The 21,971-nt window shown below is 70.2% G+C and carries 16 protein-coding genes; 3 read left to right on the forward strand and 13 right to left on the reverse strand.

The window, feature by feature from the left end; translation table 11 throughout:
* Positions 1-102: 102 nt before the first annotated feature.
* From ACFT9I_RS19110 to ACFT9I_RS19130, 5 genes are all read right to left on the reverse strand, one after another.
* On the reverse strand, positions 103-324 hold the full coding sequence (locus ACFT9I_RS19110; protein ID WP_382565649.1) for a DUF6243 family protein: 222 nt from the start codon (positions 322-324) through the stop codon (positions 103-105).
* Positions 325-564: 240 nt separating this feature from the next.
* Positions 565-3,951, reverse strand: coding sequence for an SAV_2336 N-terminal domain-related protein (locus tag ACFT9I_RS19115; RefSeq protein ID WP_382565651.1), 3,387 nt, complete (start codon positions 3,949-3,951; stop codon positions 565-567).
* Between the two features lie 10 nt (positions 3,952-3,961).
* A complete protein-coding gene (locus ACFT9I_RS19120) occupies positions 3,962-4,912 on the reverse strand; it encodes an AAA family ATPase (RefSeq protein WP_382565652.1) in 951 nt (316 codons plus the stop codon).
* The gene (locus tag ACFT9I_RS19125; RefSeq protein ID WP_382565654.1) at positions 4,909-7,050 is read right to left on the reverse strand and encodes a trypsin-like peptidase domain-containing protein; all 2,142 of its coding nucleotides are present in this window, start codon (positions 7,048-7,050) and stop codon (positions 4,909-4,911) included. Before ACFT9I_RS19125 ends, ACFT9I_RS19120 begins: the two co-directional genes overlap by 4 nt.
* Positions 7,051-7,052: 2 nt before the next feature.
* Positions 7,053-7,454 (reverse strand): CU044_2847 family protein, encoded by a 402-nt coding sequence (locus tag ACFT9I_RS19130; RefSeq protein WP_382565656.1) that lies wholly within the window; start codon positions 7,452-7,454, stop codon positions 7,053-7,055.
* 220 nt (positions 7,455-7,674) lie between these two features.
* On the opposite strand from ACFT9I_RS19130, the gene ACFT9I_RS19135 reads away from it, so the two are divergent.
* Positions 7,675-8,277 carry a cadmium resistance transporter gene (locus ACFT9I_RS19135; RefSeq protein ID WP_382565658.1) on the forward strand — a complete coding sequence of 201 codons (603 nt, stop codon included), beginning with the start codon at positions 7,675-7,677 and terminating at the stop codon, positions 8,275-8,277.
* 28 nt (positions 8,278-8,305) lie between these two features.
* On the opposite strand, the gene ACFT9I_RS19140 is transcribed toward ACFT9I_RS19135, so the two are convergent.
* Positions 8,306-8,971: a ScbR family autoregulator-binding transcription factor gene (locus ACFT9I_RS19140; protein WP_382565660.1), complete on the reverse strand. Its 666-nt coding sequence runs from the start codon at positions 8,969-8,971 to the stop codon at positions 8,306-8,308.
* Between the two features lie 111 nt (positions 8,972-9,082).
* On the opposite strand from ACFT9I_RS19140, the gene ACFT9I_RS19145 reads away from it, so the two are divergent.
* Positions 9,083-10,000: a ScbA/BarX family gamma-butyrolactone biosynthesis protein gene (locus tag ACFT9I_RS19145; RefSeq protein ID WP_382565807.1), complete on the forward strand. Its 918-nt coding sequence runs from the start codon at positions 9,083-9,085 to the stop codon at positions 9,998-10,000.
* 227 nt (positions 10,001-10,227) lie between these two features.
* Entirely contained in the window at positions 10,228-10,920 is a 693-nt protein-coding gene (locus ACFT9I_RS19150; protein WP_382565661.1) for an HAD family hydrolase, read from the forward strand.
* A 41-nt stretch (positions 10,921-10,961) separates the two neighbouring features.
* Here ACFT9I_RS19150 and ACFT9I_RS19155 read toward each other — a convergent pair whose 3' ends face one another.
* Genes ACFT9I_RS19155 through gntD form a run of 7 tightly spaced genes read right to left on the reverse strand, consistent with a single transcriptional unit; the run spans position 10,962 to position 21,887 of the window.
* Positions 10,962-11,795: a thioesterase II family protein gene (locus ACFT9I_RS19155; protein ID WP_382565663.1), complete on the reverse strand. Its 834-nt coding sequence runs from the start codon at positions 11,793-11,795 to the stop codon at positions 10,962-10,964.
* Positions 11,792-11,914, reverse strand: a complete 123-nt coding sequence (locus tag ACFT9I_RS19160; RefSeq protein WP_382565665.1) for a hypothetical protein — start codon at positions 11,912-11,914, stop codon at positions 11,792-11,794. The genes ACFT9I_RS19155 and ACFT9I_RS19160 overlap by 4 nt, the downstream gene beginning before the upstream one ends.
* On the reverse strand, positions 11,911-17,256 hold the full coding sequence (locus ACFT9I_RS19165; protein WP_382565666.1) for an SDR family NAD(P)-dependent oxidoreductase: 5,346 nt from the start codon (positions 17,254-17,256) through the stop codon (positions 11,911-11,913). Before ACFT9I_RS19165 ends, ACFT9I_RS19160 begins: the two co-directional genes overlap by 4 nt.
* 21 nt (positions 17,257-17,277) lie before the next feature.
* A complete protein-coding gene (locus ACFT9I_RS19170; protein ID WP_382565668.1) occupies positions 17,278-18,534 on the reverse strand; it encodes an acyltransferase domain-containing protein in 1,257 nt (418 codons plus the stop codon).
* Positions 18,534-19,967 (reverse strand): condensation domain-containing protein, encoded by a 1,434-nt coding sequence (locus tag ACFT9I_RS19175; RefSeq protein ID WP_382565670.1) that lies wholly within the window; start codon positions 19,965-19,967, stop codon positions 18,534-18,536. Before ACFT9I_RS19175 ends, ACFT9I_RS19170 begins: the two co-directional genes overlap by 1 nt.
* Positions 19,964-20,824, reverse strand: a complete 861-nt coding sequence (locus ACFT9I_RS19180; RefSeq protein ID WP_382565672.1) for a dimethylarginine dimethylaminohydrolase family protein — start codon at positions 20,822-20,824, stop codon at positions 19,964-19,966. The genes ACFT9I_RS19175 and ACFT9I_RS19180 overlap by 4 nt, the downstream gene beginning before the upstream one ends.
* 37 nt (positions 20,825-20,861) lie before the next feature.
* On the reverse strand, positions 20,862-21,887 hold the full coding sequence (gene gntD, locus ACFT9I_RS19185) for a guanitoxin biosynthesis L-enduracididine beta-hydroxylase GntD (RefSeq protein ID WP_382565673.1): 1,026 nt from the start codon (positions 21,885-21,887) through the stop codon (positions 20,862-20,864).
* Between the last annotated feature and the right edge of the window lie 84 nt (positions 21,888-21,971).

Raw genomic sequence — 21,971 nt, forward strand, 5'->3', positions numbered from 1 at the left:
GCGTTTCTGGTAGCTGCGGAAGGCGCGCAGCACTCCCTCGGCCAGGGCTCCCGCCTCGTCCTCGGCCGTGTCCTCGCCCTCCACGGTGTATAAGAGACAGCGTCAGCTCTGCTCGGTGTCGTCGTCCGCCTGCTCGGGCTCGGCACCCTCGGCTGCGCCTGCCTTCTCGCGCATCTTGCGCACCAGCTCCGCCTTCTGGTCGGCCGCACCCTGGCGGTCGAGGTTGCGGTGCGGACCGTTGTTCTGCCGCTCGGTACGGGACAGCCGCTTACGCTGGCCGCCGCCCATGCCCACGGGGTTGTTGATGTTCTTGCTCACGGTCACGGGTTCTCCCGGTAATGGTGTGAAGTGATCTACGGATGCATCGGTGGGGGACAGGCGGCGACATCGAGGGACGTCAGCGGGAGCCCGTCACGCTCTCACTCGTAAATCGGCGTCTGGAAGAACATGACAAAGACGTTACCCGGTTCCGTCGGCCCCGCCCACCAACCTTCTCGCCGCCCGCCCGGGGCAGGTGGGCGTTACCGGGCCGACGACGGGCGCGTGGCCCGGCACGTCCGCGGCCTATGTCTCGATCGCGGCCCCGGAGGCATTGCCCGGCTCCAGGGCCAGCTCGGCGAGTTCCAGGAAGGCGTTCGTCGTGGCCGCCCGGAGCTGGCGCAGCTCCCAGCCGCGTGACTGCAGCGCGACGTCGAAGGGGACGTGCACCACCTGGTCCGGCGCGATGAGCAGGCGACGGGCGAGGGCCTCGGGTGCGTATCGGCCCGAGGGGCCCCCGACCTCGCAGGCCACCACGATCGCCTCGCGGGCAAGCTGGTCGTGTCCGGCTTCGCGTAGCGATTCGAGGACTCGCGCCGCCGCGTCGAGGAACCAGTCGGCGGTACCGCAGCACAGGATCAGCCGGTCCGTGTGGGCCAGGACGACATCGGCCGACCGGTCGAACCTCAGCGGGGACCAGTCGGTCAGTACGCATGCGTAGTAGGGCGCGGTCTGTGCCAGCACGCGGGCGTATTCCTGCGCGTGCGCGGGGTTCAGGCTGAAGTGGCCCGCGCGATGCGCCACCACTTCGAGGCCCGACGTCAGGCGCGTGGTGAGAGCACGGATTTCGCTGTAGGCAGGTCTGGGCGGCAGGGCCGCCAGATCGCGTACGACAGCCGGGTTGCGCTGATGGCCGAGGAAGGCGTCGAGCGCCCCTTCCGAGGCGGCGCCGTCGATGGCCAGGACCGGCTCGCCCCGCACAGCGGCGAGCAGGGAACCGAGCGCCATCGTGGTCGTGGCGCGTCCGCTGTAGTGGTAGGCGCCGACCAGGGTCAGCCGTCTGCTGTGCGGCAGCGGCTCTCGCAGCCGCTCCAGCCGGGCCTGCGTTTCCCGGCGGGCGGTGCCGAAACGGGGCAGGCGCAGGCGGCGGTCGGCCGCGCCGGGCGCTTGGGCGTCCGGTGGCGGGGTGAGCGGTACCGGCGCCGGCGGATGGTCGAAGGAGAGCTGGAACTGCGGCTCACCGGTTCCGCGCTGGAGGCGGGCCCGGGCGACGTAGCGGGCCAGGAGCTCGGCGACCTCGCTTGCGGGAGGGCGCTGTGCCGGATCGGGGTCGAGGCAGCGCAGCACGAGGTGCCGCAGCTGTTCCCAGGTGTCGCCCTGCCACAGGTGCATGCCCTCCGGCAGGTTCGGCATGTCCCAGCCGGCCTTGCTGCTGATGAGCTGCAGCAGTTCTCCGAGCGAGCGCAGATTGTCCTTGCGAGTCGGGATCGTGCCCGCGCCGAGGTACTCCCCGTCGATGACGCAGTCCGACAGGTCACCGAGGACCACGGTGCGCCGTAGGACGAAGATGCTGTCGGCGTTGAAGTCGGCGGGCACGAGGCCGTTGAGGTGGCACGCGGCGAGGGCGTTCGCGAGGTAGCAGGCGACGAGGAGCCCGCGGAGGATGTCGAAGGGGGCTGTGCCGTCCGACAGCGCGTGACCGAAGATCTCGCCCAGCCGGGGAGGCTGTGCGTCCGGCGCGTCCGCGTCCGCGATCGGCGTCATCGCGAGCCAGGGCGGATCGTCACCGAGCCCGGTGGCGAGCGGCATGGGCGCGTACTGCCCCTGGAGCCGGGCGAGCGCTTCGGCTTCCACCTCGATCAACCGGACGTTGACGGCGGGGAGATCGGGGCGTGGGATCCTCAGTACGGCTTCTGCCCCGTTCTCGTCGACGCCGCGGTACACCACCGTGCGGCGCCCGTGGCGGCGGCCCCGTAGCTGGTATCCGCCGATCCGTTGGGGGTCGTCCGCCGAGAGCGGCTCCCAGCCGTCGATGTCGGGGTCGGTCTGGCCGTGTTCCGGGCCAGGTATGGACGGTGCCTCGCCGAACGACACGCCGAACCGGGTCAGCAGCCGTCGTTCGACGGTGGTGAACGGCTGGTGCGAATCCGGCAGTTCGGCGGAACCGTCGGGGTGAGCCAGCCACGCGGGGAAGTCGGGCGAGTTGCCCGCCAGTTCCTCGAGACGTCGTCCGATCTGCCGGCTCGTGCGGAGGAGTTCTGCCTGCGGCACCGCGTCCAGAAGCACCGTCTTGGACGCGTCCGAGAAGTCGAAGACCCGGTGTTTGGCGGGCAGCGGCCCCGGCACGGGTGCCGGGTGCGGCCGGACGAGGCCGCCGAGGAACACCTCCGCGAGATGGGAAGTGCTGGCCGGCCACGGTACGGCGCTCTGCACCAGCCGCATCACCGGCACCGACAGCGGGGAGACCGCGGCGAGATGGGCCGCGAGCCGGTACGCCTCCGGCGTGGCCGCGTCCCGGAAGTGCTGGGTGCTGCTCAGGTCCCGCGAGGGGGCCACGGCCCCGTACCGGCTGGGTCGGGTCAGCAGCGGCAGCGCCACGGTGGTCCCGGGCGAGGCGAGGAGGCGCGCCCACTCCCGCAGCGAGGCGGACGTCGGCTCCAGGACCGGCACCGGCACCCCGTCGAATTCGGCCAGGCCCCACGGCAGGACCGGGTCGGAGATCTCCCAGGAGGTGTTGGCGCCGCCGATCCGCCGGGTGGTGGCCTGCCAGCGCTCGGCGGCGATGCCGGATGCCTCCCACATGTCGGGCGGCAGGGTGTGCAGGACCGCGACCGGGCCGAGCGCCGCTCGTTCGCCCAGAAACTCGTGCATCGTGCCGGCCCGCCAGGCGGCGCCCATGCCGTCGCTGACGACCAGCAGAAGGGTACGACCCGAGGGGTCGTTGACCGTGCTCAGCGGCAACTCGGTGCTGTCGGGCCGGAACGGGCGTGCGTGCAGGCGTGGTTGACGGGCGTCACGGGTGTCGAGACCGAGGACGCGGTTGCCGGCGAAGGCTCCGAGGCGCTCCATCAGCGTGCGCAGCTCGGTGCCGAGCCGGTGCCACAGCAGCATGGACAGGCCGTCGTCGACGAGCAGGACGAGGTTCAGCCAGCGTTCTCGTACCGGCCGTTCCACGACGTCGGCCAGACTGGTCTCGGCGAGTTCGGCCGCTGTGCGCTCCTCGTCGATCTCCGTGCGGTGCCGGCTGTCGCGCCGGCGGCGTAACGGGCGCAGCGCCCGGCCGAGTTCGAGCTCGTCGGCGAGGGCTTTGTCCTCGGGGATCCGTAGGGGCATGGCCTTGCGGGGCTGCCGGCCCGCCCGTGTCGACAGAGCTTCGGGGGCCGGGGTGCGGCGGGCGGCGGCGTAGAGGGCCGGGGTGGTGAGGTCGGGCAGCTCCGGATCGTCGGATTCGGGCACGGGCTGCTGTGGGGCCCGGTTGGGTTCCGGCGCGGGCGGCGGCTCGGGGAGCTGCTGGGTGGCGGGGGAGTCCCGGTGGAGCGGCGCCTGCGAGCCTGCGGGCAGTCGGTGGGCCAGCCACAGCACGTCGAGAATCTGGTCCGTGTCCAGTTCGTGGCCGCAGGCCCTGAGGACCCGCAGGGCCTCGGCGAGCCGCCCGGCGTCGCCCCCGTTGCTCGCACCGTCCTCCCTGCTCACATCGACCTGCTCACATCGACCCGGTGAGCTGGTGCAGTACGGCGTCCAGCAGGCCCTCCGCGTCCAGGTCGACGCCACCGGTGCGCAGGAACACGGCGTTGAGCAGCTGATCGGTGGCGAGTTCACCTGGGGCCCGGCGGCGCAGGAAGGCCTCGATCAGGTCATCCGCCTCCCGCAGCGCTGTGGGGCCCAGGTGCGCGGTGACGATGGCGCGCAGCCGCTCCTCGTCCGGTACCGGGAGGTCGAGGCGGACACAGCGGCGCAGGAAGGCGGGGGGAAAGTCGCGTTCGCCGTTGCTGGTGATGACGACGACGGGGAACTCGGCGCACTGGACCAGACCTTGGTGCACGCGGACCGTGCCGTGGTGGTCCAGGTTCTGCACCTCCACGTCGGCCATGTCCTCCGGGAGGCGGGTCAGCTCCGGGATGTCGAAGACGCCGTCCTCGAACACGGTCAGCAGGTCGTTGGGCAGGTCGACGTCGCCCTTGTCCATCTCGTCGATGAGCAGGGCGCGTGGGGTGGCGGACGGCACGAGAGCGGTGCCGAGCGGGCCGAGCCGGATGAATGTCCCGATGGACGGCTCGCGTTCGCCGCGGTCCCGGCTGAGCGTCGTCTCACGGAGCCGGCCGATCGCGTCGTACTGGTAGAGGGCGTCCTTCACGGTGGAACGGCTGTTGACGGGCCATCGCAGCAACTCGCCGAGACACAACTCGCGCGCGACGGCTCGGGCGAGCGACGACTTGCCGGTGCCGGCCGGCCCGGTCACCAGCAGCGGACGGCGCAGATGCAGAGCCGCGTTGACGACATCGGCGTGCTTCTCCTCGATCAGGTACGGCAGTTCGGGCCGCGCCGACCGGACAGGCGTGAAGCGCCGCCAGGGCGGGGCGGAAGGCAGGGTGACGGCCCGCGGTACACCGTCACCGCGGAAGAGACGCCAGTCGGCCTCGGGCGCGGATGTCATGCGCTCTCCTGTGGTTCGGTCAGGTGCAGTCGGGGCACGGTGCGGTCGGCGTCGGCCCAGGCGAGGACCGGACGGCCGGGGAACTCGGGCGGGCTTGCCTTGGCATTGGCGCGGTAGTTCCGTATTCCGTCGGGCAGCTCCCGGGTGGCGACCTCCGCCATGTGCTTCGTGACGTGCGACGCCCCGTCCCGGCTGCGGTCCCACACCACCACGGGTATGCCCAGCGCGAGGCAGGTTTGCACGACGCCGTCCCGCACAGCGGGAGGTACGTCCACGGAGACGCGAACCGTGTCGAGTTGGTTGACCAGCCGGGAGTAGATCGCCTCGCGGTCCATGGACTCCGAGACGACGAACGTCTTCCCCGAGTCCAGCCGGCTCCACCTGCTGCGCCAGTGGGCCATGAATCGGCCGTGCCGACGGAGGAGTTCCGGGCAGTGCACGACCAGCGGGAACTCCACTCCGAGCACTCCCGGCACGATCTCGTCCGGGTCCCGTGCCTCCCACTCGTCGATGGGCAGGTTGAGACTGGTGCGGTCCACGAGTACCTCTACGAGGGGCGATCTCTCGTCTCCGTCAGGGGACTTGAGGGTGTCCAGGACGCGCAGGACCTCGCGCGCCGCCTCCGACGCCGAGTACGACACGACGCTGTCCGTCGACACCTGCCGAGGCCCCGCACCCTCGTCGCACCAGCTCCGCAGCCGATGACGGCCGCGCTCGGCCCCGTTCACCTGCACCAGGACACGTACACGCGCGGAACGGTCCCGCGCCGCGCGTGCCCACACCTGGGCATCCGACCGGCGCTCGCCCAGCGCCGCCCGCGGAATGCCCAGACGCCGGGCGACGCCGTCCGCCCACAGGCGTAACTCCGCCCGCCTGGCCCCGGGACACAAGGCGCCCACGTACTCCACAACGCGGATCAGCGCCGGGACCCGCCGCTCCCCGCCGACGGAGCGGCTGTCCCCGGGCAGTGTCTCCAACTGGTCGAGCAGCGCGTCCAGGGAATCCCCGCCGGGCAGGGCCGCCAGGTGCGGCAGCGCGGCACGCACCGCCTCCGGGAATCGCCCGAGCACGGCCCGGTCCAAGGCCCCCAGACGCCTGCGCAGTTCGGCGTACTCCTGCGGGGACAGGAGTCTCGGTACGTGAGAGAGGCCGCCCGTCGCCAGCACACGGTCGGCGGCCTCCGGGCTGTCACGCCGCAGGAGACCCGAGAGGACCGCGAGGGCGCGCGGATGCGTGAGGAGGAACGCCGCCAACTCCTCGGAGGTGGGCGGGGTGACACTGCTGGCGGCCTCGACGCCGCACATGCGGGCCAGCCGCTGGGCGCGGTCGATGCGCTCGCTCATCACGGGCAGGACCTCCTCGACCACCTCCACGAGCAGCAGGAAGGCGGGATCCTCGAAATCGAGGGGAGCGGTGGTCACGGCATCGAGGACGCCCAGGGGCCGCAGTTCGGCTTCGATGCTCTGCCAGGGAACGGCCCAGCTACGCCTGATCAGGTGCTGGGGGCTGGGCGGGAGCAAAGCCCCGGCAGGGTCCCGGGGAGGCATGAAGTGGGCGACGACGAGTCCGACCACGGCTTCCTCGTCCCGGCACCACAACGGACCGCCGCTGTAACCGGCACCCACCGCCATACCGGTGGCCTCGCCGTCCAGATAGCCCAGTGAACGATGGAGCGAGGCGACGGTGAGGCGGGCGATAGTGGCCCCCCGGCCTCCGCCGTGCCAAGCGCTCACCTCCTGATCCACCGTCATGGCGGTCCGGTCGGGGCTGAAAGGAAGGCCCCCTGCGGGCCCGTCGACGCGCAGCACGGCGAGGTCGCCGAACCACTCGTCGTCCCCCGTGCGCACCGTGCCACCGTCCCCGGCACGTGGCGGGATCCAGTGCGCCACGCGTGCGGGGTAGCGCTGCGTCCCGGACGTGTCGCGCACTTCCACCGAGAGCTCGTCGAGCCCCGGTGACCGCGACTCGAACATGGCTCGGCCCAAAGCGTCGTTGACAACGTGGGCGCAGGTCAGCACGAGGTCGGCACTCAGGACGAAGCCCGCCCCCGCCAGAACGCCGTCCTCGGCTCTGCGTACGGACGCGACATACCGGTACGGCTCGTCGTCCTCGCCCCGAGCGGCTCCGAACCACCCCACCGTCACTCCGCCGCGGTCGGCGGACCGCCGTTGGCCGCCTGGTCCGGTTTCCAGCAGGCGGTGACGGTGAGATGGGCCAGGCCGTTGGCGCCCACGATCCCGAACTTGAGATCCTGACCGACCTGCACCCCGAAGGTCACACTCACCTCGCTGGGCGGATCGGGCACGCCCGCGACGACATCGTGCACCTCTTGCAGCAGCGGCCCGAGCGGCTTGAGCGCCCCGCGCAGAGCCCCCGAAGCGAAGCTGGCCACTGTCCGCCCCCCGGCGGCCACGGGCACGGCTTGCCCCATCCCCTCGGGCAGGTCCCGGTCCGGCACGGGGGCCACCGCGCCCTCGACCGGAGTCAGTACGAATCGGATCGGCGTACCGTCATCGAGTTCGAGGTCAGTCGAAGTGGACACGATCACATTGTCGCCATGGACGGCGTGCCGTGTGTATGCGTGCCCAACTCGGTTACAGGATCGATGCATTGAGTCACACCGGCGAGAACTCGGTCCCCGCGACGGCGTCGTGATCGATGTTCACGAGAAGGAACAGCACTGAGCCCCGACCCGCGAGCGGAGCGGTACGGGCTCCCGGTAGCGTCACCGGGACACCCACATCGGAGGAGAGCGCCCACTCGTGAGCCTGGGCATCATCGGGCAGGCGGCCGGACTGTTCGCCGTCACCAACATCGACGACATCCTGATCCTGGCGCTGTTCTTCGCGCGGGGCGCCGGACACCGAGGCTCCGCCCGCCGCATCGTGCTCGGCCAGTACCTCGGCTTCGCCGCGATCCTCGCGGTCGCGGTGGCCGCCGCTTTCGGCGCCACCTTCCTGCCTGAGTCCGCCATCCCCTACCTCGGCCTGCTGCCGCTCGTGCTCGGCCTCAAGGCCGCCTGGCAGGCGTGGAACAGCCATCGCGAGGGCGGTGGGGACGAGGAGAAGGCGCAGACCGAGGAGGGCGGGCCGAGCCCGCTGGAGGTCGCGGCGGTCACCTTCGCCAACGGCGGCGACAACATCGGCGTCTACGTGCCGGTCTTCGCCACCGCGGGCATCGGCGCAATGAGCGTGTACGCCGTGGTGTTCCTCGTGCTGGTGGCTGTGTGGTGCCTCGCGGGCCGCTACTTCGCCACGCGTCCGGTCATCGCCAAGGTTCTCACCCGCTGGGGCCACATCCTGCTGCCTCTGGTTCTGATCGCCATCGGCCTGCTCATCCTCATCGAGGGCGGCGCCTTCGCCTGAATGGTGCTCGCCCTCGCGACGTACAGAGCTACCGGCACGGTGGCTTCGTACATGGTGCCGCGTCGGCGCCGTCGAGATGAGCGTGTACCCGGTCGAGCAGCGGGGTCGGCCGGGGTTCCGCCTGGAGAGCGGGCAGCAGGAGGTGCCACAGGTCGTGAAGGCTCTCCTCGATGTGCTTCCGCCCGTCCAACGCGTCGGAGACGGTGTGCAGTCCGAAGAACGCGTACACGACGGCATTCCCGGCTCTTCGCGGAATCACGGACGGGGCGAGCGCGCCTTCGGCGTGCGCCTCCTCCAGCAGGCCGGCGACAGTCTCGATCCAGCCCTCGAACGGAGACGGCAGGGAGGCGTCGACGGACTTGCGTTCCGCCCAGAGCCGTGCGCCGCCCCGCACCACGACGTCGTCCCGGAACGCGCGGGCGACCGAGAAACTCAGCGCGACGAGCTTCTCCAGTGCGGTGAGGTCCGCCCCGCGGTGACGGGTGATCAGCGCGGGCCATGTCGCGAACAACTCCTCCATCACCGCGAGGGCGAGCTTCTCCTTTCCCGCGTAGTGGAAGTAGATCGCGCCGCTGGTCCGGCCGGAGAGCGCGCTGATGTCACTGATGCTCGTGCCGGCGTAGCCTCGCTCCTCGAACAGTCGCGAAGCCGCCTCCAGAAGAGAACGCCGCGTTGCCTTTGCCCGTCCCTGCATATTTACCCCGATGCCGCGCCGTCGCGTTACAGCACGGAAATCTAATGCATACCGCGGTCATGATCGAAAAGCGGGAGTGCGGACCCGCAGCACATGAGTTCTTCTGATTACATGGAGAATTCGGCGGCGGGAGCGCTCACCGGTGAATCCCGACTGAGCTGGTCGAGGACCGTCCCTCGTGAACTGGTGCACCGCACGTCGGCGGCCGAGGTGCTGCTCACCGATGTGCGTCCCGGCAGGCAGCGGAACGTATTCGACGCGGCGGCGTCCTGGCCGCGGTCGCATCCCACGTTCCCACGGGGCGGAGCGGACCTGCACAGTCCGCTGATCATCGTCGAAACAATGCGCCAGCTCGGCATCTACCTGCCATTGCGCCATTATGGCGTGCCGTCCCAATTCCGGCTGCTGATCACCGACCTGTTCTTCCGGATCGATCCGGACAAGGAACCTCGCGCCACGGCGAATTGCACCGATGTCAGCTGCCGCGCGGCGGTGACCGACATACGCAACGGGGCGGACGGCGCTGTCACCGGACTGCGGATGGAGGTCTCCATCCGCGTCGGTTCGCAGGTGTTCGCGCGGGCCGGCGGCGGGGCGCGCTTCGTGAGCCCGGAGCGGTATGCCGCCATGCGTGGCGCCAGGGCGACCGTGCGTCCGAGAATGCCCGCCGGACACTGCGTTCGGCCCGACACCGGGCGAATCGGAGCGGACCACGCACGCGATGTGATGATCGCGGTCGGCGGCGGCGCCGTGCGGCTGCGACCGGCCGACCTACGGCACCCGTTCTTCTTCGACCACTCCTCGGACCATGTGCCGGGCATGGTCCTGCTGGAGGCGGCGCGGCAGGCCGGCGCGCTGGCGAGCGACGGCCGGCGTGTGCGCCCTACCGCCGGTCGGCTGAAAGCGGTGAGCTTCGCCGAGTTCTCGCCCGCTCCGCTGGTTCTGTGCGTGCCGCACCACCGGACCTGCGGTTTTCGTGTTCTGCAGGGCAGCCGCTACGTCGCCTACGGCGCCCTTGAGTACCGATAGACACACCTTCGTCACTATGTGCACCTACTTGACTACTTTTCGTGATGGTTCATAACGTAGCGATCGTTATGTTCCTGGATGAGTTCGAGGAAGAGGCTTCCTCCTCGCGTCCGCCCACCGGGAACCGATCTCGCCCCGGGAGCGGGCGACCAACGCGGCGACCGTGCGAGGCGGCACGGTGCTCGCAGTTCCCGCTCCTCGGCATTCCGGAACGGAAAACCCATCCCATGACCTCTGAACGCGTCCTCTCCTGGACCCCCTCGGCCATCGTGTTCGACTGCGACGGCACCCTCATGGACACCGAAAAGCACTGGCAGGACGCGAGGGAACACACGCTCGGTGAGTACGGCCTCGCTGCCGCGCCCGGCTTCGCGGACCGGGCCAAGGGCCTCCACTACACCGAATGCGGCCGGCTCATGGCCGTGGAGAGCGGCCGGCCCGACCTCGCCGAGGACATGACCGGGAACCTGCTTCGGATCTTTCGCGACCTGGTCGCCGAGAACCCCATGACCATGCCCGGAGCCCGTGAACTCGTCCTGTCCGTAGCCACGTTCGCCCCGCTTGCCGTGGCCAGCAACTGCCCGCGCGAGGTCGTCGAGTCCTGCCTGGCCACGGCGGACCTGCGCGACTACTTCGACCACATCGTGGTCCCCGACGCCAGAATTCAGCCCAAACCGCAGCCCGACGTCTACCTGGCCGCCGCGCGCCACTGCGGGGTCGACCCGGTCGACACGCTCGCCGTGGAGGACTCCCTGTGTGGTGTCGAAGCCGCGTCCCGAGCCGGTATGCGGGTGCTCGGCGTCGGCCCCTGGCCCGGGGAACGCACCACGGCCATGGTCGACCTGTGGGTCTCCTCGCTCGCCGAACCGGACCTCTCACGGTGGGCCCATGCGCGTATCCCCCAACAGGCCACGCGCTGAAGCCCTGACCGACCGTGCTCCCGTGCGGCCGTCGGTCCTCGTCAGTCGATGTGTTCCTGAGCCGTCCGCCGTGCCGCGGCCACCGCCGCGGTGATGCGCCGGACGGTCGACCGACGCCGGCTGTCGAGGTAGAAGTGACCGCCGTCGAACATGTTCAGGCCGAGGAAGTGTTCCGTACGGTCCGTCCAGGCGGCCAGGGACTCCCGCCGGACCATGGGGTCGTTGTCGCCGCCGAACACGGATGTGGGCACTCGCAGCGGCTCCGCGTCCGCCTCGGGACGCCAGGTGTCGACAAGCGTGAAGTCGTTCCGGAAGATCGGGCTGAACAGGCGCCACAGAGCGCCTTCGTTCAGGACCACGTCGGGCGTCCCGCCCAACGACCTGAGCAGGCGCCGTAGTTCGTCGTCGGTGAGCGCGGGGCGCGCACCTGTTTCCTCCGCGTCATCATGAGCGGGTCGTGGTGCGCCGCAGGCGGACAGGCCCAGCCAGAGAGGGAGACGGCGCTTCTCGGCCGCCAGATGCCGGGTCAGTTCGTACGCGACCAGGGCCCCCATGCTGTGCCCGAAGAAGGCGAAGGGACGGCTCGTCCACCGAAGGATCTCTCTGGAGAAGAAGTCCACCAGTTCAACACTGTTGTCGATCGGAGGAGTGTCACGCAGATTCCCCCGACCGGGGGCGTCCAGCAGACACACTTCCCAGTCGGCCGGTAACTCGGCCTCCCAGTCCTTGTAGAGAAGGTGGGAGCCACCGGCGTGGTGGAACAGGAACAGCCGCAGCGCGGCTCCTGGGACGGGCCGTGGGCAGGTGACGGCTCCGTGTACGAGCGGACGCCCGGTGGGCTTCGTGGCGATGCGGCTCACCGCGTGCGTGCTCACCCGCAGGCCGAAGGCACGGCCTCGATGCCGGTGGTGTGCCGCGCCGCCGACGGGCGCGCGTGCGTGCCGGCGAGGTCCACCGGCGGCCCGTCCTCCGCCCGTTTGCCGACGACTGTCACACGGGCACCCCCTCGCGGCTCTGGCGCGGCCCGGAACGCCAGGTGTCCGTCGCGGGGTCGTAGGCGCCCTTCTCCGCTCCCGAGATGCCGGTCACCTGGATGAGGGCGCGGCTGTCCGGTCCGACCACGGCACAGCGCTCCTCTCCCGACCCGGAGTCGAACCAGTGGCGCAGCAGCAGTCCGTCCGGCCAACCGGCGGCCAGCTCGGCGTCGTTGGCCGAGGTGTGGAGGTCCACGGAGGCCAGCCCGGTGGGAATCATCACCGGCACAGCTCCCGGCTGCCTGCCGTCGAGAACGGAGGTGCGCAGCAGGCAGTCGAGAGCGACGCTCGGGAGGATGAAGCGGGAGAAGACGCCGCCGTCCCGCGGAAGGGTGAGACGCAAGTCCGCGGAGCCGCCGTCCGCCACCAGCCGGGGGCGGCGCATCGCCCTGAACACACCGCTCAACTCGACCGGTGTGCCGGGCGTTTCGTATGTGTTCGGGGCATCGTGGCCGCCGGTCGGCGCGGGTGCGCACCAAGGGCCGGCCGGGAGCGCCCGGGCCAGATGGACCACCATGCGGGTGTGTTCGCGCTCGGGCACGGGGCCGACCGCCGGTGACGTGATCCGTACGCGTACCCGGTCGCCTTCGCGTACGGCGAAGACGCGCAGTGTGCGCGGCCAGCGATGCCGCGCGGCCCGGATGAACTGCGACAGGACGATGTCGGTGATGCGCGCCGGGAGCAGGCCCGGGGCCAGCTCGGCCGCGGCTTCGGCCGCCATCTCCAGGATGAAGGTCGCGGGTACGGTCGGCCTGCCGTCGACCAGGTGTTCCAGCAGGTACGCATGCTCGTCGAGGCCGACCTCGCAGGTCCAGGTCGCCGCCTCCCCGTCGTACCGCGCGGGCCCCGTCAGGAACGCCCGCCGAGCGGCCGGCGCCGGGGTGCGCGGCGGTTCGGCGACCGTCCCGGCGGCCTCCTCGCAGGCCGCGCGGAATCCGGGTGCCCCGCGCTGCAGGGTCGTCCAGTCCGCGTCGCCGATCCAGGCCGTCGCCAGCCCGCCATCGCCGCGCCCGCGGAGTTCGGTGCGGAAGAACTCCCGGCCCTGGGTGTCGGTCAGCTGGCCGGTGTCTCCCCGCTGGATCAGGAAAGCGCCGTTCTTGGAGTTGAGTGACGCCATGCCCGACTCGACCCACAGTGCGGAGGCCAGCGCGACCTCGTCCGCGCCTTCGGTCGCCCGTGCGTGGGCGGCGGCGAGGAGCAGGAACTCGTTGGCCGCGCCGTAGTCGGAGTCGCCGGGGACCCCGAGGAACGACGCGGTGGAGCTGACGCTGCACCACAGGGCAGGTCGCCGGTCGCCCAGGGCGGCGCGCAGGTGTGCGTATCCGCGGACCTTCACGTCCCGTACGGCCCGGAAGTCGGCGAGCCTCTTACGGGTGAGCCCGGCGGAGCGCGTCAGACCGGCACCGTGCACCAGGACGTCAACACGGCCCTCCACGGCCAGGATCTCGTCGACCACCCCGCGTACGGCTTCCTCGTCCAGGACGTCGCACTGCCGGTAGTGAACCCGCGCGGCGCCGCAGGAGCGCTCCAACTCCTGGAGTGTTTCGCCGCGTTCGGCCTGCTGGACCGCACGGTCGTAGCGACGGCTGAGTGCCGCGGGAGTCTCGGACGGGTGCAGCGCCATGAGTTCACGCAGCGCGTCGGGGCGCGGCAGGCGCGCCAAGGCGATCGCGGACGGGTCGGGCGCGGGGCCCGTACCGAGCAGCCAGACGCCGCGGGGCGCGCGTTCCGCCACGAGTTCGTGCACCAGATGGGCGGTGATTCCGCGGGCACCACCGGTGGCGACGATCACCGGGTCGTCCGGCAGGCCGAGCCCCGTGTCGTCCGGCGGCGTCTCGACAGGCAGCAGCATCAGCTCGTGGCGCACGCCACCCATCTGGTGGGCGACCGGGATGTAGCGGTGTGCCGCCGACTCCTCGGCCAGCAGCGCCAGGCCGGCCGACGCGTCCTTGCCATCGGTGACCAGCGCGAACATCAGACAGCCGGGGAGTTCCTGCGACAGACTCCGCACCAGTCCGCCGAAGAGGCCCGCGACCGGGACGGGAGCCGCGGCCTCGACCGAGTCCAGCGCGAGTACCGCCAGGCAGCCGCCGTCGTCGAGCGGCGCGGCGCAGTGCTTGGCCGCCATGAACGCCAGGTCATGGAGGTCCAGGACGCGCGCGGGTACATCCCAGGCGGCCGGGGTGGAACGGGATCCCGCGACGATGACGCGGACCTGGCCGAACGACCGGCCGTCCCTGGCCAGCAGCCGCTCCAGGTCCTCCGGCTCGTCGAGATAGGCCACCGGGAACGGCAGGGCGGTTTCACGTGGTGCGCTCCCGGGAGCGACGAGCAGGCAGTCCGTCGGTATGCGCACGTCGGTCAGTACTCGCGGATCGTCTGTCAGTACCAGGCTCCCCGCGGGCAGCGCCTCCACGCGGGGACGGACGCTCCGGGCAGGGACGGGACGCAGGGTGAGCGAGTGCCGCTGGAGCCGGCCGCTCAATGAGGCTTCCCCTCGCGCCGGTTCGGGTGCGGGTGCGTCGGCCGACCGGGGTGTCACGACGATCGCGGGCGTGTGGTCGTCCTCCACGGGCCGGATGACCGTCCGCTCTGCCGAGGAGTGCAAGGCGTGCAGAAGTGCGACAGCTCCCTGAGCGCCGCGGAAGTTGCGCGCACGCGAAAACGCGTTCCCCGAAGGCTGCGCGGGGGTGTCGCTCGCCGCCAGCCCAACCTGGCCCAGGACGACCATGTCGTGTTCCTCGGCGACACTCAGCCGGGTCAGTACAAAGCCGACCGCGGCCTCCGCGATCTCCCTGCTTCCGTGGCGGGAGACATGGTCCGTCATGGCGTTGACACCGATGACCACGGCCATCTCCATATCGCCGTCCCGCAGGTACCGGATGGCGGTGGCCAGGGCGGAGTTGGTGGAGTCCCGGCCCGCGTCGAGTGTCATGTTCGGTCCGTGCAGGTCCAGCCGCTGCAACACTCGGGCCGCGATGATGCTCGGCATCAACCCGGGATAGGCGTCCTCGTTGATGGGGCGCGTCATCGCGCGCACCGCGTCATCGAACATCCCGGGCGGTAGGCCGGCGGGTCCGACCAGCTTGGCCACGAGGTCCTCGCGATAACAGCGCAGGTCGTAGCCGAGCGCGGACCTGGTAGGCCCGGTGTGGCCGACAATCACGCCGGCACGCTTCGACAGCCTTTCGTCCTTCGTCCACTCCCCGGCGAGAAGGTCGGCACATCGCAGGGCCATCAGCTGACCGCGGTCCATGACCGCGATGGTCGAGGGCGCCAGCCGGGCCTCCACGGGCGACGGAAGCGGGTGGGCCTCGCCGAAGGACGACGGCCAGTCGGCGGTGCCTCCCGAGAGCCAGCGGGCGACGCGTTCCTCGTCCGGATCGCCGGGGAAGTGCGTGCCCTGGGCGACGACGACGATCGGGTCGTCCTCCGTGTGCGGCCGCGGGGCGGCGGCCACATCGCGGGCCGGTGGCTGATCCGTGAGGACGAGATGGCCGTTGGTGCCGCCGAAGCCCATGGCCGACACGCCGACGGTGCGGCGACGCCCAGGCGTTCTGATCCACGGCACGTCGTCGACAGGCACGTGTACGGAGGTCGTCACGCCCTCGGGCAACGCGCTGAACTGCTGTTGTTCCGGGATGACCTCGTGCTCCATGGCCAGCAGCGCGTGGATCACCGATACCGCACCGGCCGCCCAGGCCGTGTGCCCGACCAGCGACTTGTTGGCGGTCACCGTCCACGTCTTACCCGGTTCCGCGCTCTGGCCGAGGGCACTCAGCTCGGTACGGTCACCGGTCCGCGTGCCCGTCGCGTGCGCGAGGATCCAGTCCACGTCCTCGGGTGTGACCCCGGCGGCGCGCCACGCCCGGTCGAGGGCGACCATCTGGCCCGAGGCGTTCGGGGTGTAGATCGCCTTACCGCGCCCGTCGGACGATCCGCCGAAACCGGCGACGAACCCGAGGACGGGATCGCCGTCGGCGGTCGCTCTGGCATACGTCTTCAGGGCCAGCACCGCGGCTCCGTCGCTGAACACCACGCCGTCGGCGTCCCGGTCCAGGGACCGCACCCGGCCGGACCGGGACAGGCCGCGGAGCTTGGAGAACAGCACCAGGGTCTGAGCGCCGACCGCGAAGGCCCCGCCGCACAGCGCCACGTCGGTCTCGCCCGCGCGGAGCGCCCGGACGCCCACGTCGATGGTGTACAGGGAGGAGGAACAGGCGGTGTCGACGACGACGATCTCCGCGGAATCGGGGAGATCGGGGGCGGCCATCCGGGCGATGCGGTACGGAAGCATGTCCTCCGGTGATTCGGAGGCCAGCGGGTAGAGCGTGTCGAGCCCGCCCGGCGTCTCGACACCGGCTTCGGTGAGGAGGGCCCGCACCCCGGCGGAGACCAGGCTGTGCTCCAGGTGGGGGCTGCCGTCGGGGGTGAGGCCGACGGCGAACAACTGCCGGTCCCCGGGACGGACCGTGACCTTCTCGGTGGCGCTCAGCAGGGAGTGCCGGAGCCAGAGGGCCGTGTACTCCTCGCAGTCGAAGGCACCGGACGCCAGCTCGTCCTTGAGGCGCGGGTGGGGTTCGAAGCCGGTCATGAAGTTGGACACACGGGTGTAGGTCTTGTCCTCGGCGGTGGCGTCCGCGGACCACATGGTGTCCAGGTCCATTCGGTCCCCCGGTTCGCGGAACACCGGCTCGCCGCTCCTCAGCAGTTCCCAGAACTGCTCGGGTGAACTCGCCCCCGGGACGGCGAGTCCCATGCCCACGACGACGACCGCGTCATCGGCGGGTGGCACTTCGGCAGGGGCCCCGCTGACCAGCAGCGTCCGGCAGTCGATGGACACGGCGTCGTCGGAGGCCAGAAACGCGACGAGCCGCGCGGCGCCCTCCGCCAACGACCGCTCCGCGTCCTCCTGGACGACCACGGCGTTGACGCGGATACCGTCCGGCCTGCCGGCACCGAGTCCGCGCACGAGCTCCGCCACCGGTTCCCGCTCCAGCGGGGCGGCGGCCACGTGCACGATCGCACCGTGCTCGTGCGGTGCCATGAATTCCATGGTCGTGGCCGTCGCGGTGCGGGCGTCGCCCAGTCCTTCCTCTCCGACCACGATGTTCACGAGCGCGTCGACCCGGCCGTACCGGGCGCCGGACCGGCCGAGCACGGCTCGTATCCGGGGTGCGTCGTACGCTTCACACGTCACGACATGCGCGCCGAGCCGCCTGAGGTGATCCGCCAAGGACCTGCTCAGCGGCTTGCCCGCACCGGTGACCAGGATGACGCGGCCGGAGAGATCGAGGGACATGCTGGCTCCCGTTTTCGTAGATCAGCGCGTGGACGCCTGAGTGGTGGCGATGAGGTCGGCGAGGTCGGCGAGCGTGGGCTGGGCGAGGAACCGGCCGCCCAAGGCCGCTTCCCCCAGCCCGAATTGAGCCGACACCTTTCCCAACATCTCGGCACGCTTCAGCGAATCGATCCCCAGGTCCGCCTCCAGATCGGCATCCCCCGTGATCACCTCCACCGGGTAGCCCAGCGTCGACGCGTACAACTCCCTCAACTCGTCCAGCACATCCACGCCGACTGGAGCGGGCGTCGCCGCCGGAGTCACCTCAGCTGTCCGCGCGGGCTCGGCCGGAACGGTCTCGTCGAGCGTGGGGGCCGGCGTGCTGTCGGTGCCTCGCACCCGAACGGTGTGGGCGGTGCTGACGTCCGGCACGGTGCGCCCGACGAGTCCGGACAGTCCTGCCCGACCGCACTCCACGAAGTGCTGCGCGCCGTCGGCGTGGAGCTGACGAATGGCGGCCGTGAACCGCACCGGGGCGGTGAGCTGCCGCGCGATCAGTGCCCTGAGGTCGGAGTCGTCGTGGACGTAGCCGCCGGCCACCGGCGAGTACACGGCCCGGCGCAGCGGACGCTGCCGGATGCCGGTGACCGCTTCGCCGAACGCGTGAGCGGCGAGGGCCAGCATCGGGCTGTGGAACGGGAAGGGAGCATTCAGCCGAGTGGCCCGCACGCCCATCGCGCCGGCCAGCCGCGCGATCGTGCCGATCGCCTCGTCGGGTCCCGACACCACGGTCTGGCGCGGCGCGTTGGAGACGGCGACGGCCAGGCCGCGGTCGGCGACGGCACCCACCAGGTGCGCCGTGCGGCCGGCCGGCAGTTCCAGGGCAACCATGCCGCCGTTCGAGGGGCAGTGTGCGAGGAGGGCTTCCGAGCGGTGGCACACCAGGCGTGCGCCGTCGGTCAGGCTGAACGCTCCGGCCACCGTCAAGGCGGCGATCTCACCCATGCTGTGCCCGACCACGACGTCCGGCCCGCCCTGTCTCTCCGCGATGCGGAAACCGGCCACGGCCGAGGTGAACACGGCGAGTTGCAGCGCGAAGGAGTCCGAGCGCATCAGGTCGGCCGCGGAGGGCGCGTCGGCGTTGGTCATCAGGTGCGAGACGCCCTCGCGTCCGAACTCGGCCGCGACCCGGTCCGCCGCGTCGAGGACCTCTCTGACGTCGGGCGAGTCGTCACCGGCGAGGTTCCCCGGGGTGTAACCCCCTTGGCCGGGCAGGAGGAAGACAGTTTCAACCGCCATCATGCGTCCTTCGCGAAGTAGGTGGCATTACTGGGGAGCACCCGCTGGTCACCAGGTGGCGGGCAGTTCGCGGATGCCGTGAAGGCCTGCTCGGAGGAGGTGAGGATCTCGATCTTCCCCACGGGCGACCCCTCGTCCGCTCGGACGAGGTTGCTCAGGAAGGACGCGAGCTGATCACGGTGGGCGGCCACCGTAGCGGCGTCGTGCAGGTCTGGATTGGGGTCGAACGACAACCGGAGGTCGGCACCCTCGGCGTCACCGAGAAACTGGATCGAGAGGTCGCGTACGGGTCCCGAGGACAACTGGTGAAGCGTGCCCTTCAGCGCACCGAAGGCCAACCGGCCGTCGAACGGCAGTACGTTGACAACCACGCCGGGGGGCTCCTTGGCCGCCCCGGTCCGCCTGAGCTCCCGCTGGATGTCCTCACCACGGAATCGCTGGTGCGCCAGCACCTCGCTCACCTGCGCGGAGACATGCCGCACAAGATCACGGAACGGCATGTCGGAGCGTACGGACAGCCGCAACGGCAGCACATTGGCCAGCATGCCCGGCGTGGTCAGCGCGGTGCGGGTGGTCCGGGCTCGCACCGGCAGCCCGATGACGATCTCGTCCTGCTGGGTGATCCGGTGCAAGTACGCCGCTGTCGACGCCAGCACGACAACCGCCCACGGCACCCGGTACTTCGCCGCCGTCTCGTTGATTCGCTCAACCGGGACCGGGGCCGGGAACCGCTCGGCCGGCCGGGACGTTCCGACCCTTCTGTGACTCAGGCTGATGCGAGCGGGCCACTCGTCCACGCCGCTCAGCCAATGAGCGCGGTCGCTCTCAAGGGCCGATGACGCCCGGTACTCGGCTTCCTCCGCGAGAAGATCACGCAGCGTACCCGCACTCGTCCGGGAGACTGTCACCCCCTCCGCCAACGCCGTATAGAGCTGTGCCAGCCTGCGCCAGTGGAGGACCTGGCCGTAACCGTCCAGGACGATGTGGTGGTAGCGGAGGTGGAAGAGGAAGTGGTCCGGGGCCAGACGGAGCAAGGTGTGGGTGAACAGCACGCCCTTCTCAAGATCGACCGGCGTGCCCAGATCCGCCCGTACCCACTCCACCGCGGCACGACGCGGCTCGTTCTCCTCGCTGAAATCGCGCACATGCAGCGGGGCATCGACATCGGCCGGCCACTGCCAGGGGGCGCCCTTCGCGTCCGCGGCGAAACGAACTCGCAGGGCGTCGGTCTCGCCGACGGCCCGCCGGACCGCCTCAGCCAGGTGCGCCTCCTCAAGTCGCCCATGGATCTCGATGTATCCACCGCAGTTGTGAAAGGCGCCGCCGGCGTCCAACTGGTGGGCGAACCACACTTCTTGTTGTGCGGCGGACAGAGGCAGGGGCCCGTCGGAACCCGCCGCGGCCAGGCCCGCGCGGCATAGATCGGGACTCACTGCTGCGGTACCCGTGTGGCGAGCAGGTCGAGATCGAGCGACATGCAACGAATTCCACCGCCGGCCTTGAGGAATTCGTCGACGGGGGAGACGCAGACGGTGAATCCCCAGTCCACGAGCGCCGACCGAACGCGTGGCGGGCAGAAGGGCATCACCACGGTGTCTCCGACCACGACAGAGTTGGCGCAGAAGGACAGCGCTTCGTCGATACTGATGACCAGTGGTTCCGGTACGAGTCTCTCGACGGCCCGCTGTCCTTCGAGGTCCCAGACGTCGGGCGCGTAGATCGCCCGGCGGTCGTCGAGCGGGAAGAAGGACATGTCGAGGTGGTAGAAGCGCGGGTCGACGATCGGGACGGTCACCACCGGCCTGTCGAGCACGCGGGACAGGTACGTCGCCGTGGCAGGTGAGGTGCGTGGACCGTTTCCGCACAGCAGCACATCGCCGAATCGGACGACGTCACCGCCTTCCAGGAACAGGTCGGGGTTGTCGGGCCAGGGAATCTCGGTGAATCCGTGTTCCAGAAGCCATCTCGCCCCGTACGCGGCTTCGTCCCGGCGCTCGGCATGCCGGAAACGGCCGCGCACGAAATGGTCTCCGGCCACAATCCCCACATCCGTCGGAAAGACCATGTCCGAGAGTCCGGGCAGCGAGGGGAAATGATGGACCTCGGCACCGGCGGCCCGCAGGTTGGCCACGAGATCCTTCCATTCCTGCCAGCTCTTCTTCCGATCGGGACGGCGCTCGGCCGACATCCACGGATTGATCTCGAAGGTGACGTCGAAATGGTCAGGGCTGCAGAGGAGGAATCTCTTCAGCGATCGCGGTGAACCGGACGGAGGATCGGCATCAGCCATACTCTGCTCCTTCTTGTCGCTGCACACGTCGATGCGCTTACTGGAGGATTCGGGAGTCGGCACTGACACGGATGGCGCGTGACTTGCGCAGGTCGCTGCTGACGACGATCTTCTTCAGCCATCGGTCGGTGCCGTCGTAGGTGGCATGGAAGGAGCGACGGCCGTGCACCGCCCGGAAGTTGTCGATGAAGAGGATCTCTCCGGCGTGCACGACGATGTGCTGGAGGCTTGCTTCGAGCTGCTTGGTCACCAGTTCCAGGGCATCCGCGGCCCGGCTGTCGCCCGGCAGCGCCGACATGAAGTACGGATCGATACGCAGATAGGGAAGGTCGGCCCCGCCGAAGAGAATCGCCGCCGGGACCGGCGCGTCAGCGGCCTGCTGGATGGTGGAGCGCGGACGCATGGTGTCCGCGCGGGCGTTGCGCACGTGCTCGTCGTCGGGCCGGATCAGGAATCGCGGCTCGGACAGCACCCGCGTCACCTCCTCGGGCAGGTCCAGCGAGGCGACACTCGCGTACGTGGTGGGCACCGCACCGTGATTGCGCATGCCCATCAGGCTCAGATAGTCACAGCGGTACGGGTGGAAACCGTCCTCGGTGTGCCACTCAAGATGGTCGGCACTGCCATGGCCGCTCTGCTGGTGCTCCTCTCCGCTGATGGGAACGACGTTGTGGACCAGATTGCCGCGCTGGAGCGTCGACCAGCCGAACGGCTCACCCAACAGAGAGGCCACCAGCATGAAGAAGAACTCCTCACGCCGGGTCGACGCCGGATCCGCCTGCCTCGACCAGTGCGGCGGCGTCGACCCGATCAGGGCATCGTCCACCTGGAAGCCGCGCACCACGACAGCCGCAGCCGGCTCGGTAAGCTGGAACGTTCTCAGGAAACGCGTCAGATCGTCAGGGAGGCCGGCGGCTATCCGCGGCGCGTCCCGCAGCAACTCCGGTGCTTCCGGGTGCGGATACTGAGCGCTTGTTCTGGCCAGAAGCTTGTCGATCGTCCGCAGATCAACTGGGTCCAGGTCAAAGTAGATGAGGTCGACAACTTGAGATGTGGTGGTCACAGACGTCCTCCGAGTGGGGTGTGATCGCCGATGTCTGGAACTCTCCAGTGACATCCCCTCTGGGAGCCAGGAAGCTTGCCCGGC

It is taken from the genome of Streptomyces sp. NPDC057137 (assembly GCF_042670825.1).
In the GTDB taxonomy this organism is placed as follows: Bacteria; Actinomycetota; Actinomycetes; order Streptomycetales; family Streptomycetaceae; genus Streptomyces.

Bases quoted from the DNA above. Each gene is read 5' to 3' on its own strand.
- ACFT9I_RS19120 (WP_382565652.1), bottom strand. From the start codon at position 4,912: ATGACATCCGCGCCCGAGGCCGACTGGCGTCTCTTCCGCGGTGACGGT.
- ACFT9I_RS19140 (WP_382565660.1), bottom strand. From the start codon at position 8,971: ATGCAGGGACGGGCAAAGGCAACGCGGCGTTCTCTTCTGGAGGCGGCT.
- ACFT9I_RS19145 (WP_382565807.1), top strand. From the start codon at position 9,083: ATGGAGAATTCGGCGGCGGGAGCGCTCACCGGTGAATCCCGACTGAGC.
- ACFT9I_RS19150 (WP_382565661.1), top strand. From the start codon at position 10,228: ATGACCTCTGAACGCGTCCTCTCCTGGACCCCCTCGGCCATCGTGTTC.
- ACFT9I_RS19165 (WP_382565666.1), bottom strand. From the start codon at position 17,256: ATGTCCCTCGATCTCTCCGGCCGCGTCATCCTGGTCACCGGTGCGGGC.
- ACFT9I_RS19170 (WP_382565668.1), bottom strand. From the start codon at position 18,534: ATGGCGGTTGAAACTGTCTTCCTCCTGCCCGGCCAAGGGGGTTACACC.
- ACFT9I_RS19180 (WP_382565672.1), bottom strand. From the start codon at position 20,824: ATGGCTGATGCCGATCCTCCGTCCGGTTCACCGCGATCGCTGAAGAGA.